At 41.1% G+C, this 15212-nt stretch carries 13 protein-coding genes; 2 read left to right on the forward strand and 11 right to left on the reverse strand.

The genetic code is table 11. The features are described from left to right. Positions 1 to 20: 20 nt before the first annotated feature. From AC1MCB_RS02880 to cmk, 9 genes are all read right to left on the reverse strand, one after another. The gene (locus AC1MCB_RS02880; RefSeq protein WP_479967242.1) at positions 21 to 1706 is read right to left on the reverse strand and encodes a hypothetical protein; all 1686 of its coding nucleotides are present in this window, start codon (positions 1704 to 1706) and stop codon (positions 21 to 23) included. Positions 1707 to 1765: 59 nt separating this feature from the next. Continuing rightward, positions 1766 to 4795, reverse strand: coding sequence for a tetratricopeptide repeat protein (locus tag AC1MCB_RS02885; RefSeq protein ID WP_479967243.1), 3030 nt, complete (start codon positions 4793 to 4795; stop codon positions 1766 to 1768). A 271-nt stretch (positions 4796 to 5066) separates the two neighbouring features. Continuing rightward, entirely contained in the window at positions 5067 to 6002 is a 936-nt protein-coding gene (locus tag AC1MCB_RS02890) for an aspartate carbamoyltransferase catalytic subunit (protein WP_479967244.1), read from the reverse strand. Further along, positions 6002 to 6538 carry a bifunctional pyr operon transcriptional regulator/uracil phosphoribosyltransferase PyrR gene (gene pyrR / locus AC1MCB_RS02895; protein WP_479967245.1) on the reverse strand — a complete coding sequence of 179 codons (537 nt, stop codon included), beginning with the start codon at positions 6536 to 6538 and terminating at the stop codon, positions 6002 to 6004. Before pyrR ends, AC1MCB_RS02890 begins: the two co-directional genes overlap by 1 nt. Before the next feature lie 127 nt (positions 6539 to 6665). Next, positions 6666 to 7481: a 3-keto-disaccharide hydrolase gene (locus AC1MCB_RS02900; RefSeq protein WP_479967246.1), complete on the reverse strand. Its 816-nt coding sequence runs from the start codon at positions 7479 to 7481 to the stop codon at positions 6666 to 6668. A 299-nt stretch (positions 7482 to 7780) separates the two neighbouring features. Continuing rightward, positions 7781 to 9757: a 30S ribosomal protein S1 gene (gene rpsA / locus AC1MCB_RS02905; RefSeq protein ID WP_479967247.1), complete on the reverse strand. Its 1977-nt coding sequence runs from the start codon at positions 9755 to 9757 to the stop codon at positions 7781 to 7783. Positions 9758 to 9932: 175 nt separating this feature from the next. Then, the gene (locus tag AC1MCB_RS02910; RefSeq protein ID WP_479967248.1) at positions 9933 to 11174 is read right to left on the reverse strand and encodes a glycosyltransferase; all 1242 of its coding nucleotides are present in this window, start codon (positions 11172 to 11174) and stop codon (positions 9933 to 9935) included. Positions 11175 to 11291: 117 nt separating this feature from the next. Beyond that, positions 11292 to 11837, reverse strand: a complete 546-nt coding sequence (locus tag AC1MCB_RS02915) for a YfiT family bacillithiol transferase (RefSeq protein ID WP_479967249.1) — start codon at positions 11835 to 11837, stop codon at positions 11292 to 11294. Beyond that, the gene (cmk, locus tag AC1MCB_RS02920) at positions 11834 to 12532 is read right to left on the reverse strand and encodes a (d)CMP kinase (protein ID WP_479967250.1); all 699 of its coding nucleotides are present in this window, start codon (positions 12530 to 12532) and stop codon (positions 11834 to 11836) included. The genes AC1MCB_RS02915 and cmk overlap by 4 nt, the downstream gene beginning before the upstream one ends. Before the next feature lie 50 nt (positions 12533 to 12582). On the opposite strand from cmk, the gene arfB reads away from it, so the two are divergent. Further along, positions 12583 to 12990 carry an alternative ribosome rescue aminoacyl-tRNA hydrolase ArfB gene (gene arfB / locus AC1MCB_RS02925; protein ID WP_479967251.1) on the forward strand — a complete coding sequence of 136 codons (408 nt, stop codon included), beginning with the start codon at positions 12583 to 12585 and terminating at the stop codon, positions 12988 to 12990. Between the two features lie 110 nt (positions 12991 to 13100). Then, positions 13101 to 13310: a hypothetical protein gene (locus AC1MCB_RS02930; protein ID WP_479967252.1), complete on the forward strand. Its 210-nt coding sequence runs from the start codon at positions 13101 to 13103 to the stop codon at positions 13308 to 13310. Between the two features lie 192 nt (positions 13311 to 13502). Here the strand turns inward: AC1MCB_RS02930 and AC1MCB_RS02935 are convergent, their stop codons facing one another. Both AC1MCB_RS02935 and AC1MCB_RS02940 read right to left on the reverse strand, forming a co-directional pair. After that, positions 13503 to 13892 (reverse strand): transposase, encoded by a 390-nt coding sequence (locus AC1MCB_RS02935; protein WP_479968778.1) that lies wholly within the window; start codon positions 13890 to 13892, stop codon positions 13503 to 13505. 335 nt (positions 13893 to 14227) lie between these two features. Then, positions 14228 to 15193 carry a lipid A deacylase LpxR family protein gene (locus tag AC1MCB_RS02940; protein WP_479967253.1) on the reverse strand — a complete coding sequence of 322 codons (966 nt, stop codon included), beginning with the start codon at positions 15191 to 15193 and terminating at the stop codon, positions 14228 to 14230. Positions 15194 to 15212: the final 19 nt, after the last annotated feature.

The following is a 15212-nucleotide window of genomic DNA, read 5'->3' on the forward strand; positions in this document are numbered from 1 at the left end:
TCCAAAATCGGGCAAACAAATCAGAATGAGTAGTTGAACCCACCCAGGATATTAAAACCTAGCTTTTGATAATACAGATACTGTTGGTTGGACTTGCCGAAAATGTTATTCGCACGCAGATATACGCCTAGTTTATTATTGATCCTGTACTCGCCGCCGGCACTGAAATCAGCATAGCTTTTTATCAGTTCGTAATTCTCAACTGGCATGGGATCAAAGGTGATCGTTTTAGCATTGCTTTCGCCATTCAAGAAAATTTCCGCATCAATGCTCAGTTTTTCGTTGATTTTAGCTCTCAGGTTGGAGCTTAAACGTAAAACCGGTTTAAACCAGGCCTCCTGTTCGGTTGCCATTTTATAACTTGCGGCTTCAGCTTTCCCGGTTATGTCAATGATATCTGAAGCTTTAAAAGTTAGTTCACCTTCAAAGCCTAAGATGTCGCTGGTGCCTTCATCATACACAACATTAAAACGGCTCACATTAAAAGGGTCATTTACAAAGAGTGGCAGATCTTCAATTCTCTTAAAATAGGCCATCGCCTTAAAGCCAAAGCCTGCACCAGCATTACCTTTAACTCCGCCATAGAAATTCATCCTTTCTAAAGCATTTTTTAAAAGGTAATCTGTACCAAGGTAAGGGTTCTCATAAGTAAGATCTTTCAGGGTTGTCTTTAACACATCACCATTAAGACCCGCAAACAGCACTGCGTACTCTGCCGCAATGGGGATTTCTGCAGAAACTGCAGGAAATAAGTTCGTGCGGCTTTCTGCTCCAAATTCATGAACCAGGTTTAAACCGAGGTTTAATATAAAACCTTTACCCTTATACTTGATGTAAGGGTTTGCGCGTAATATATTGTTACGAATATCATATAATGAATCTTTTACACCAGTATAGTCAGCAGACGCACCAATTCCAATATCGAAATTACCAAGCGGACGCGTTACATATCCACTTAAAATAAATGAGTTCTCACGTCCCTGATCCTTATTGCCAAATAAATAGCCATTCACTTTCACTGCATAATTAGCGATCTCAGGATCTTCGGTAAAATTGCTCAGCATTTCTGCCTCTCCTTCAACAAGGTTAAAACGTTGTCTTATGGGATCACCAGTTGGAGCAGGTAAGGCGGGGTTGAAACCATAGAAATACGTTGACCGTCGGTTATAGGCCAGCTTTCCTGCGTAGGTTCTATCGGTACCAATGCTTCTTCCAAAACCAGAGATCTGTTGTTCTGAAAATTGTTGCTTATTTACACTTCCCTGCTGAGCCAGATGTTTTATAAACATCCCCGCCTGTAAGGCCTCATCTTGTCCGGTATTCAGATAAACCTCACCTAAACCGGTATTCAAGTTCCCAGCACCAATCTTTATGTAATTATTTAAAAGAGTCGCTTGTTGTTCATCCGCCAATTTTTGTGCCTGAAGTTCTTTGATGTTTGAGTTCAGCTCTAGTTTTTTGTCCAGGATAGTGTATGTAAGAACAGGCTTAAAGGGCTTGTTGTCGTTCAAGTCAGGACTGCGGCGAATTTTAACTGCTTCGGCAAGAATAGGCTTATAAGGTCTGACTACCTCAATTTCCTCAGCGATACTAGGCTTGTCCGTTTCTTTTTTCGGAGTTTCCGTTACCTGGGCAAGTGATGAAAATGAAAAGAGTATCAGGCAAGCAGCAATTGAAGGTTTTAAATATGATCGTTTTAAATTCATTATCTAATTTTTTATGACGTCTAACAGGCAAAATGAGATTCTCCTGGTTGATCAAACATTTAATTCTTTGTATTCAATTTTTCCAGTTTCTCTTTCGCTACCGGAAGAATATCTTCCTCTTTACCTTCGTAATTTTCAACAATACTCTGAAGGGTACTTTTAGCCTGGAAGTTATCATTCATGGCGGTATAGTTATCGGCAATAAGAATGAAAGTTTTTGCTACCCAGTAATCGTGTGAAGGCATTTTATTGGTAAGGTCAAAAGCAGTCTTTAACGATGTTTTATAATCACCCTTTAAATACTGAAGGTTGGCTACATTGAACTTAGCTTCGGCACCTGCAACTGTTTTTGTTTTTTCGGCAACATCTGTGAAATCTTTGACAGCTGCAGTGGTGTCACCTTTCATTAGGTTCGCTTTGCCGGCATACAGGCCTGCTCTTAATTTATCTTCTTCAGAGGCTGTTGCAGATGCCTTGATCAACGAAACGTACTTCAAAGTTTCATCAGGCATGTCGATATTCGAATATGCTTCCATCAAATTATTGACAGCAAAGCCGTAATTGGCTTTATATTCTGAAGTTATTTCAAGCTTTTTAAGATGTACAATAGCTTCATTGTACTTCTTCTGCTTAAGGTATATTTTCGAGATGCTTATTAGAGCCCGTTCTGTAAATTCACTGGTCCAGTCGTTAAGAATAAATTCATAATCTGCGATCGCTTCATCAGGACGATTTAGCCTTACAAGGCTTTCAGCCCGAATAAACTTTGCGTGCTTCTCGTGAATTGCTTTCGGAAATTTATCAAAGTATGCATGTACAGCATCAAAAGTTCCGATATAGTCACCTTTCAGGAAGCGGTTGTTTGCTGCCTGAAAAGTGAGATTGTCTTGTTCTGCAGTGCTTAAGTTGCCGATTCCCGTACTGTTCGCATAAGTTAAGTAACCGTCGGCATCTGATTTATCTAGATAAATGTTTTTGATGGATTCCATGGCCTGTTTTGCCTCATCGGTGGTAGAATACTCATTAACCACCCGTTTAAAGGTTTCCAATGCAGGTTCATCCTGATCCTGGTTGTAGTATACTAAGCCGATGGTTACCAAAGCACGCGGCACATAACTGCTTCGGGGATATTTTTCGATAAGGGCGGTAAGATCAGTTTTAGATTTTTCGAAGTCACCCTTTACGAAGTAGGTATAGGCAATCTCAAAACCTGCATCATCTGCATAATTAGATTTAGGATACTGACTCAACAGTGATTGATGGGTCGCAATTTTAGCGTCGTTCTGAGTTTGTAATCCCTGGATCATCCCCCTTTGGAATAACGCATAATCTCCACCCGGAGCGTTTGACGCAATGATCTTATTATAATTAGTGAGTGCACTGCCGTAATCTTTTAATACAAAGTAAGAATCGGCAAGCCTGATGATTGCGTCATTAATGGTATTGCGATCACGCTCATTACTCTGAATAAAACGGTTGAAGTAATTGGCTGCCTTACCATAACTTTCGTGCTCAAAGGCGGCATAAGCCAGAGCGTAATTAGCAAAGTTGTAGACGTCTGTCTTTTTTGCAGCCTGCATGGCTAAGAATTTTTCGAAGTTTTCTACCGACTCGCCAAACTTCCTTACCTCAAACATAGCCTCAGCAAGCCAATAAGTTGAAAGAGCTTCTATGTCATTGTCGACAGCGTTGTTGTTTGACCGCATGAACACCGAAATGGCATTTTGAAAAGCACGTTCGTTGTAGAACTCCAGCCCTCTATAGTAAGTTACTTTTTGGTATGCTGCTTTGGCATTTTCGTTCTTATTCGGAATGCTTTCCAGAATATCAATTGCATCCTTATAGTTTTTCGTTGTTAGTAAGATCTCGCCTAAGAGAGTTTTAGCTTCATCGATACGCTTTGACCTGGGATAGGTTTTAATGAACTCCTGAGCCGCATCTAAAGCTACCTGGTGAAACTCCAGCTCGTAGGATAGTTTAGCGTAATTGAATAATCCTTCTTCCTGTAAGGACTTATCGAAAGCCAGCTTCGAAGCTTTGAAAAAAGCACTGCGGGCAGATTGCTTATTACCTGTCTTTAGAAAAGATTCTCCCAGAGCAATCATTCCGCTTTGGAAGTACTGATCAGCTGTATCTAACTTTTCCAGTTCTTTAACTGCTTTCTCATATTGTTTCAGCTTGTAGTAGGTATAACCAATCTGGTAGCTATCCTGGTTGTTCTGAGTTTTTCCCTTATCGTTAGCCTGGAAGCGGAGATAATAATCGCCAGCGTTTTTATAATCGGACTTCGCAAAATAGGAAGCACCAATTATTCGGAGCATCTCCGTTTGGTACTGCTGATCGATCGTTTTAAGCGCTGGAATGGTATAACTCAACACCTCGTCATAACGCTTGTCCAGGAAATACAGTGCGGAAATGTAATAAGGATACGAATTCTGATAGGTGGTAGAACCTTTTAGGCGTTCAAATTCCTTTAAGGCAGTTTTGTAATCAGCACTCAGGTAATTAATATAAGCGTAGTAATAGATAGAGGCTTCTTTGTATTCTGAGTTCTCATCTTTCAACTTTCCGAACAAAGGCTCGGCGCTTGTATAGTCTTTGGTTTCAAATAATGAATACCCTAATTTAAAGCGATATTCTGCACTTTCTTTTGCGCTTAAAGAATTTTGGTCAATCTTCCGGAACCATTCAATGGCTTTAGAATAATTCTTCTGAGCGAAATAAGAGCGGCCAACCTGGTAATAAGCCATCCGGGTGTTCGGGTTAACCGGATGACGGGCGATGAAGTTTAAGAATAAGCTTTCAGCATCCTGGTTGCCAAGCTCCAGCGCACATAACGCCTGGTAATATTCAGCATTTTCTTTTAATAAGCTGATCTCTGGATTATTTAGAGGTTTTGACTCCGGCAAAACATTCCAGGCTTTAACCCGGCTGAACTGCTCAGATGCAGCAGCATATTTTTGTCGGTCTAAAAGCTCTAATCCACTTTTATAAGATTGATTGAGGGTAAACCATGCGGTTTGCTGAGAAAAAGATTTGGAAGCAACAGCAGAAAGGAGTAAAGTGAGGCAGATATATCGTTTAAACATATGTATTCTAAACTGGTGAGGCAAAAATAATTCAAAGCTAATTGGAAGATTCACAGAAGAAATTAACAACTGTTGAAAACAGCAATTAAACGATGAGATTGCAAAGATGGTATTTACTTTTGATAATCGATATTAGATGTGAGATAACAGCGTGAGATGTGAGATATTAGATATGAGACATTAGATGTTAGATCTGAGATATGAAACATTATACCAGCCATACTCAGAATTATCCGGCCGCTAGAACCTAACCAACTAACGATCTAACCACCTACCTCTGGTTCGCTAGCAGATAAAGAACCGCCATTCTTACCGCCACTCCGTTTTCTACCTGGTTAAGTATGATCGATTGCTTACTGTCTGCAACATCGCTGGTAATCTCAACCCCCCGGTTTATTGGACCGGGATGCATAACAGTGATTTCTTTGTCAAGGGAATCGAGGATCTGTTTATTAAGCCCGTACATCATGGTGTACTCTCTTAATGATGGGAAAAACTTAATGTCCTGACGTTCCAGTTGAATGCGGAGCATGTTAGCCACGTCGCACCAGTTTAATGCTTTCAGCAGGTTGTGTTCTACCTTAACACCTAAAGCACTGATGTACTTTGGAATAAGCGTAGTGGGACCGCAAACCATAACCTCAGCTCCAAGTTTTTGAAGGCAGAGGATATTAGATAAAGCAACACGTGAGTGTAGCACATCACCAATGATTGCCACTTTTTTCCCGGCAACTTCACCAAACTTTTCACGAATTGAAAAGGCATCGAGTAAAGCCTGCGTTGGATGCTCATGCGCACCATCGCCCGCGTTCACTATTTGTGCATTAATATGTTTACTTAAAAACACCCCAGCCCCTGCATACGGATGGCGCATAACCACCATGTCGACTTTCATCGCCAGAATGTTATTCACCGTATCAATAAGGGTTTCGCCCTTGCTGACGGAAGAAGAAGAAGCAGCAAAATTAATGGTGTCAGCCGAAAGGCGCTTCTCCGCCAGTTCAAATGATAGCTTTGTCCGGGTAGAGTTTTCAAAAAATATATTGGCAATCGTAATATCACGAAGTGAAGGAACTTTCTTTATAGGTCGGTTAATCACGTCTTTGAAGTTACTGGCTGTTTCAAGAATGAGCTCTATGTCACCTAAGGTTAGGTCTTTAATACCTAAAAGATGTTTTGTACTGAGTTTCTGAGCTTGGTTGGGCATTACTTCTCTGATAATAACGTTACTTTATCTTCTCCATCTGTCTCTTTCCAGCTGACCTTGACCTTCTGCGAATCGATGGTATCTACTTTGATCCCAATGTAGTCAGCTTCTATGGGCACATGCCTTGAATACCGACGGTCTACTAAAGTCAGCAGTTCCACCTTCGCCGGTCTGCCGAAGGCCTGCATAGCATCCATTGCTGAGCGAATGGTGCGACCGGTCCACAGTACATCGTCCATCAGGATCACCTTCTTGCCTTCGATAATGAAGTTAATTTCAGTACTGCTGGGGTTTAATATTCCCTCCTTGAAGTCATCCCTAAAAAAGGTTACATCGAGGATACCGCTCAGGATAGGATTTTGAGGAAACAGGATCTTCAGTTCCGAGATGATGCGATTCGCCAGGTAGATTCCTCTCGGCTGAATGCCTAAAATAACGGAATCAGAAAAGTCATTGTGATTTTCGATTAACTGATGGCAAAGACGCTGAATGGTGATCTGGAATTTTGGACCGTCAAGCAAGGTGAGGTTTTGCATCTTTGGTTGGATTTGAGCAAAAGTAGAAATTTATTCTGCTCTTGCAATAAGGATTGCCCGCAATTTAACGTCCGATGGGGAAAATGCGAACAAAAATCAGCGTTTTAAACAATAATTACTTTGAGCCTTATTTAACTCCAACACCATTTTGCTTAGAAAGATCTTTCAACTCAACCCGTCTGAAATCAATGGGTTGTCCTTCGCTTTGGAGGGCAATGAACCCGCTGCTCAATAACTTCCCATCCTGCTTGATTTTTGGATCATGACGATTGACTACCCCGCCGCCAATCTGGGGTTTAGAATATTGAAGAACCGTATCGCCGTTAATAATATGGGTTATTAAAGAATCACCCAGAACAATCAACTCAGCACGTACCCACTGGTCGCCTTCATAGGTTTTAGAAGTAGAGTTCAGGCAATGACTTTCAGCAAGTTTACCTTTATAGACTACATTCGTACCCGGCGAACACATATTCCCGGTAGGACGGGGCTTGCCATCCCCCAAACCACCTAAAAATTGCATCTCTACAGATATCGGCCAGTCCTGTTCCTTCGGCATAGTGCGAGGATCCTGCGAGTGGAACATCACACCGCTATTTCTTAAAGTATATGCAGGCGCACCTTTCTGCAATTCGCCTACAAAGCGGTATTCCACAATTAAATGATAATATGAGTAGGGGTTTTTAAAATACAGGTGACCGAACTGATCGTTAAAATCATCGTATTGGTCGTACCTCACTTTGATAAGGCCATCTTCTACGCGGAAAGTGTTGCCAAAATTAACGCCTGTTTCATGATGCTGAATTTTCACGAACCAATCCTGGATGTTAGTCCCGTTGAAAAGTTTGATCCATTTATCTTTTGGGGTATGTAATGAACTCGCAACAAAGCAGCCACTCAGGGTCAGGCATACGGATAATAAATAGATTGCTCGATACTTCATCAGGTGTGTGGTAAAATTTTGAGAAAGTAGTAAAAACGGACGTGTGTTAAATAGAAAAGATGTTACTCTGATGCACTTTCCTGTTTTTCCCGCAGAAGTTCGCAGATTGCTACCAGATTTTCGCAGAATGCAGCTGGCGGGAAGCAATATTATTGAGATTCCATGCAGGACCTTACACATTGCTGGGCCAGACCTCCTTCAACCTGCACCCTACATCAGCGCGATATGGCGGGAATAAAAAACGTAACACAAAAAAAGCCTCCCCGTAAGCGGAGAGGCTGTGAAAAATAGTATTAAAATTACTCAGCTGATTCAGCAGCAGCAGAATCCTCAGAGTCTTTAGCTTTTTTAGCTTTGTTCTCTGCGCCTTCCATTTGTTGTTTCAATTGTGCAAGAACTCCTAAATCACCTAAAGTAGATTTTTCAACAGAATCTTTCACTTTCTTAACAGCACTGATAGTAGCTTTCGCGTCTTTTTTCTTCTGGTTCATTTCTTCCTTACGCTCTTCCGCTTTCACCTCTTCCCAGATACGGGCGTGAGATACAACGATACGTTTAGAATCTTTATTGAACTCAATAATTTTGAACCCAGCAGTTTCTTCAGCCTTTACAGAAGTACCGTCTTCTTTAGCCATATGCTTGGTAGGGGCAAAGCCTTCTACACCGTATGGTAAAGCTACGATAGCACCTTTGTCAGTTACTTTCAACACAGTACCTTCATGAACTGAATCAAGAGTGAAGATCGTTTCGAAAGTTTCCCAAGGGTTTTCTTCTAATTGCTTATGACCTAAGCTTAATTTGCGGTTTTGCTCGTCAAGTTCTAAAACAACCACATCTAATTCTTCACCAACTTTAGTGAATTCATTCGGGTGATTGATCTTTTTAGACCATGATAAGTCAGAAATGTGGATCAAACCATCAATTCCTTCTTCAATTTCCACAAACACACCGAAATTAGTCATGTTCTTAACAACAGCTTTATGCTGGCTTCCAACAGGGTAACGTTCAGCGATGTTCTTCCATGGATCTGGAGTCAATTGCTTAATACCAAGGCTCATCTTGCGCTCGTTGCGATCAAGAGTTAAAACCTGAGCTTCAACTTCATCACCAACTTTCAGAAATTCCTGAGGGTTACGCAGGTTCTGAGACCATGACATTTCAGATACGTGGATCAAACCTTCAACACCTGGAGTGATCTCTAAGAAAGCACCGTAGTCAGCCACAGTAACGATCTTACCTTTCACTTTAGAACCGATTTCAAGAGCGGTATCTAAAGCTTCCCAAGGGTGTGGAGTTAATTGTTTTAGACCTAAAGCGATACGTTTTTTCTCGTCATCGAAATCTAAAACAACTACGTTGATTTTTTGATCTAAGTTTAACACTTCACGTGGATGCTCTATGCGACCCCATGAAATATCAGTAATGTGTAATAAACCGTCAACACCACCCAAATCGATAAATACACCGAAATCAGTAATGTTTTTAACCGTTCCTTCTAATACCTGACCTTTTTCAAGTTTAGCAACGATCTCAGTTTTTTGGTTTTCAAGATCATCTTCGATCAGCACTTTGTGCGATACCACTACGTTCTTAAACTCGTGATTGATCTTGACAACTTTGAATTCCATGGTCTTGCCTACGTAAATATCGTAGTCACGGATAGGCTTGATGTCGATCTGTGATCCTGGCAAGAAGGCTTCAACACCCATAATATCCACAATCAGACCACCTTTAGTACGGCTCTTAACATAACCCGTAATAATCTTGTCCTGATCGAGTGCTTCATTAATGGTTTCCCATGAACGTTGCGTTTTGGCACGCTTGCGCGACAATACTAACTGTCCGTTAGCATCTTCCTGCGACTCAACAAATACGTCAACCGAATCGCCAATCTTCAGATCAGGCATATCACGGAATTCAGATGATGAAACTAAACCATCAGATTTAAATCCAATGTTTAATACCACATCTTTGTTGTTGATTGATACAACAATACCAGAGATGATTTCTCCTTTGTTGATCGAGTTGAACGTCCCGGCGTACATCGCTTCGAACTTCTCACGGTCCTCATCGCTGTAATTTCCGAAACCCTTGTCATCCGCATCCCAGTCGAAATCGCCGGAAGGGGTAATCATCGTTTTCGATTTGATCTCTTCGATGGACATTGAATCAGCTTCTGATTCGATGTTTTCCTTTGCTTTAGTCGCAGTTTCTTCGCTGCTGAGTTCAGCTTGTTTAGCTTTTAACTCTTTTTCAGCTTCTAGTTTTTTGGCCATTAATTAATTTATCTCCTTTGTTCCGATCTTGAATCGGATTGCAAAGGTAAAAAAATACCTTTTTAAACAAAAAGAAATTTAAGCTTTATTTAGTGATTATCTGGTGTTTAAACAAGCTTTCCTAAAAGGGATGACATAGGTGACCTAAGCTGAGTCGTAGATATGGCGTTTATAGCTAAGCTGATTTCTTCAATTCCTCTGCTTTCAAGATTTCTTCGATCATATCTACCGCTTTTTCGACGCCTCTTTCTTTATTAATTTTTTCAGCCAGCACTTTACTGTTCCGGTAGATTTTCTCGTCGGTCAATAGCTGCTTAATTCCCTTGAGGAACTTCTTTTGTGTTAGGCTTGACAAAGGCACAGGTTTCACCCCAACTCCTCGCTGGTAGGCGAGGTCACCCCAAAAGTATTGATCTCCGAACGGATACACGGGAGGGCAGATAAACATAGGTTTCCCTGCTCTTAAACATTCGGCGGTGGTGCCTAAGCCGCCATGATGAATGATTGCTTTCATTCTCGGAAAAAGGGCGTCGAAAGGGGCCGAACTAATGACCTTTATCTTATCGCTTTCCTCAATATTCCATTCCCCCCACCCTTTAATAATAATAAAACGTTCGTCGATCTCATTAATACAGTTTGCAATTAACTCATTAAGTTCCTTTTCAACCGGCATACTGCTGAAGGTGATCAGAAGTGGCGGTTTTCCACGGGCAATGAACTCTTCAAGCTCCGCATCCAAAACTGATTGTACATTAGAAAACCAAAACCCGGTCAGATGTTGATTATCCGCCCAGTCGGCAGGTCTTTCTAAAAAGTGCGAACTAATGCCATAGATACCGGGAATATCCGGGGCATCCTGAATATCTTCCGTTAAGCCATGTTGCTTCCTAAATTGGTCAATAGGCTTCTTAAAAAACATATAACGCAAATCATTGAATCGGTAGCTCCAACGGTTTAGGAAAGATGGCAATTTAAGTCCGCTCATTATTGGGTTTATAAAGGCGGTAGTTTCTTCCATAGCAGGTACAACTGCAGCACGAATAGCCTGACAATCGAGCTCATTCAAAAATACATCTGCAAGAGTTTTCGTGCGATATATGATTAGGTCACTTTCCTGGGCAAGTTTATAAAACTCGTTTAGTGACGTCTTGATGATTGGGTATATAAATTTTTTAAGATTCCGCTTAAGATGAAACAAGTTCACCCGCATTATTTGCTGACCATACTTTGAACTAATCAACTGCTCAGAATTGATATTTACGGGATGAAAGTTGATATTATGTCCTTCTACGAAACTTCTAAAGTTTTTTGCCGTGCACAGTGTTACTGAATGTCCGCGCTTAGCCAGTGCCTCACCTAAAATAGCGAACGGTTGCACGTCGCCGCGGGTGCCAAGAGTAAAGAGTGTAATTTTCATTCAGAATGCCTTTTTGCTTGTCATTTAAACCCATTGTGCTATGAAAGGTTTATATTTCTTTTTAGGCAAGCAGATCCGCGCTGGAGAGCGTGGGCATTTCTTAAAATAGCTGATGTGCTACCAGCCCTGCCTGGATCGTAATGACGAAATATGAGCAAGGTGATGGTTACAATGCCAGGCATACAAACAGATGACCACCTCCAGTTTATATTCTTTTCCATGTTCAGGATGAATGAAAACCTTGGAGAAGTCCGCATTTGATAATGAGCGAAGTAGAAACACCCATTTAGTATGAAGAGCATCTAGAAGCAGGAGTGCAGGCTCAATGTCCATTATCTTGCTGTCTGGCAGTTCAGCCCAGCGATCTTCGAAATAAGGTCTTATTACGGGTTTATCTTCTGTCAAAGCCAGCTTGAATCGCATCCAGCTATTCATATGGCTATCTGAACAATGATGAACTACTTGTCTGACCGTCCAGCCGTCGGGGCGGTAGAGTGTATCGAGTTGTCGGGCGGTAAGACTAGCTACTTCATTTCTTAATCTTCCGGGAAAAGAAGCTATGTCATCAATACAGGATTTAATCAGTAGCTCGTCAATATCAGCCGGCGCCGAGAATTTGCCGATGGGGTATTGCAATTTCAATAATTCCTGATCATCCATCATCTTACGGGATTAGGCTGGTTATCTTTAATGAACGGCATAACCCGTTCTAATGCAAATTCCAGCTGTTGTTTCTCATTTAAAGTGGTATTATCTAAAACAATGGCATCCTTTGCCCGCGTAAGCGGACTCTCTTTGCGGGTGGTGTCCAGAAAGTCGCGATGAGCCAGGTTGTCGAATATTTCTTCCAGTGATATCTCTTCCCCTTTAGCCTTTAACTCTTTAAACCGTCTTTCGGCCCTGATCTTTGGATCTGCAGTCATAAATATCTTGACCTCTGCATAAGGGAAAACCGTGGTGCCGATATCCCGGCCGTCCATGACAATGTTCTTGGATTTTCCCATTCGCTGCTGCTGCTTAACCATTTCCATGCGGACAGAGCGGATTGCACTTACCTCGCTAACGATCTCAGAAACCGGCATCTGGCGAATTTCTTCAGAAACCTCCTCGTCATTTAAAGTAATGTGAGTCTGGTAATCTCGCGAGTGAAATTCTAAGTGAATATCTAAAAGAGCTTGTTCTATTGCCTTTTCATCATCCAGTTTTATGTTGTTACGGATAAAGAATAAAGTAACAGCCCGGTACATCGCTCCACTATCCACATAAATGAAGTGCAGCTTTTTAGCCAGGGCTTTTGCCAGGGTGCTTTTCCCGCATGAAGAATAACCATCAATAGCAACGATAATATTTTTGCTCATCGGGAAACAAAGGTAAGGTTTGCTGTTAAAATTGTTACTTATTTTTGCGCATGGCTATTTCCAGGGAAGCTCTTATAAAGGAGGTCAGTTTTAAAACTTCACGTAGCGGCGGCAAGGGCGGCCAGAATGTAAACAAGGTCTCCAGCAAGGTAGCACTGAACTTTGATATTCAAAAATCTAATATGTTTTCCAGCGAGCAAAAAGAATTGCTGAAAGAAAAGCTAAGTAGGCGGATCAATGCCGAAGGGTTGCTGCAAGTGATCACCGAAGAGGAGCGGAGTCAGTATATGAATAAAGAACGCAGTATAGAAAAACTGATTTTGCTGATTACCAGAGCGCTTCATAGGCCTAAATTGAGGAAAGCCACAAAGCCTAAAAAATCATCCATTGAGAAACGCCTGAATGATAAGATGCAAAATGCTATGAAGAAGATTAACCGCAGAGGGCTGGAATTTTAAGCAGGCTTACTTCAATTGCCTCCAGCTTTAGCTGGATATTTTGGCAAGCTTCAACCGGTTGGCTAAAGCCTATTTTTAGTGTTGTCATTTAAATCCGCTGGTTAAAGCCAGTGGCAATTGAATTTGACTATTCCTTAAGCTTCCTTATTTTGGCTAATCTGCTTCAATTGCCTCCGGCTTTAGCTGGAGGAAAAGTAATGATATTGATTAGTGGCTTTAGCCAAACACTTCTTTATTTTTTGCCAAAACTCGATGGTTTTGATAAAGTTCCTTTACTTACGGGCATTTTTAATCCACTGACTAAAGCCAGTGGCAATTGAATATCTAAGCTGGTCTCCCTGATTTTTCTTTTATCACCGGCGTTAACGTTGGGATATGCATTTTAGAGTCAGTGGCTATTAGCTAACTTGTTTCAATTGCCTCCAGCTTTAGCTGGAGGTTAATAGAATGATGTGCAGTTGGCTTTTGCCAAACCTTTTTTAATGGGCTGACTAGCTAAGTCGATTTAATATTTAATGATTCTGCAATCGCTTATCATATTCATCTTTTAGATCATTGAATTTTTTAAACCCATATTTGCTTATAAGCTCTTCATACTCCTCCTGGAATGAGTGCTTTTTATGATGCTCTTCTTGATTTTTGATGTAATTCCTCGTCTTTTCAATCATCGATTCGGAAACAGCAACGGCAAAGTATTCATCCTGCCAACCAAACTTTTTACTATTGAACCCGAGTTGAAATTCCACCTGTTGATTGATCCAGAAAGAGGACTCGCCCTTAATTAATTGAGCAACCTTTTCTATGGTTTGATCAACGCCCAACGACACTAGACAGTGACAATGCTCCGAATGGCCATTGACAAAATCAATGTATATTCCCTTTTTAATAGAATTCTCTTTGATATGCTGCTAAACCTTTTGTCGCATCTCTAAGGTGCTGAGAAATGGATATCTATTTTTGGAACTCCAAACGAAATGAATGTAGACCTTCACAAAGGGCATAAGCTGAGCTTTTTTACAATATTGGCTTTACAAAAAAGTTTCTTCATGGCTTAACAATTGAAGGATTGACTATGCCCGTATTAATACTCTTTAATAGGTTTTTACTCTTCAAAGTGTTATCGGAATCCACTGGCTAAAGCCAGCGGCAATTGATGACTATGCTTCAAGTAGACCTGACTTAATTACCTCCAGCCTTAGTTGGGGGTGTAATAATTTGATGTGAATCTACCCTTCCCTCAATTAAACCGATAATAGAGTGCCGCCGACCCGTATTGATGCGCACGGGCATTACTCTTCACTTCCCGTGATTTAAATAAAACGGAAAAATCTGCTGTCCATCTCTTCTTTGAATACATTACACCAACTTGCTGGCTAAAGACTAAGGGCTTAACATCAAAGGTTACCGGTCCTTTATTCGCTCTGAATAACCCTCCTTCAACGGTAGCATCATATGCAACAAAGCTGAGTGCCGGTTGGGCATAAAAAAAGAGCTCTTCCTCATTTAAAGGTTCTGTTTCACTGTTATTGTAAAGGCCACTGCTCGTTGATGCCGAATTAAATAACTGGTTTATTGTTCCGGCGCGAAATAGTAATCCTACCCCGGCTCCAGAGAATGTATTACCCAACCGGGCATTAGAGGTAAACGTGAAATCGGTTTTCTGAAGCGATCCCCTGTGTAATAAATGATTATAATCAGCTGTGATATTGACGCCAACTTCATCTTTTACCTGCGTTTCCCAGCCTTTAATTTCATAGAACCCAATAACATCATGAAGTAATACCTGACCGTCTTCGGCTAAAGAAGAGGGCCCGATAGTACCGAATTGAATCCCCAGCTTTAAATTATTTTCGTTAGTGTAGAGCCAGTTCATACTTGCCCCTGCGTATAAATAACCCGCAAAGGGACGATCTATTTTATTAATATCTGTCGTCTGCCCCGAAATAGGATTGTATATTTTCTGTCCGGCTTCAATTTCCCAGATCCGCTTATTTATACTGCTCTTCAGCCGTGCTTGATCCGCTGCATGCCTGAAGGTGATAAATAAGCCGTTAGTGTAGTAACGATCCTGACCATACGCCAGGTATGCATCGTTATCACTGCGGAATCCAAACTCATTTTTATAGCCGGTGGTTTGCGCATTTACAGCACCGCACAACAGATTGAAAAATAAGGGAAAAAGAAGTGCTTTTTTAAAATTCATTGTTTTCATTAATTCATAA

The organism is Daejeonella sp. AP26, from assembly GCF_056680515.1.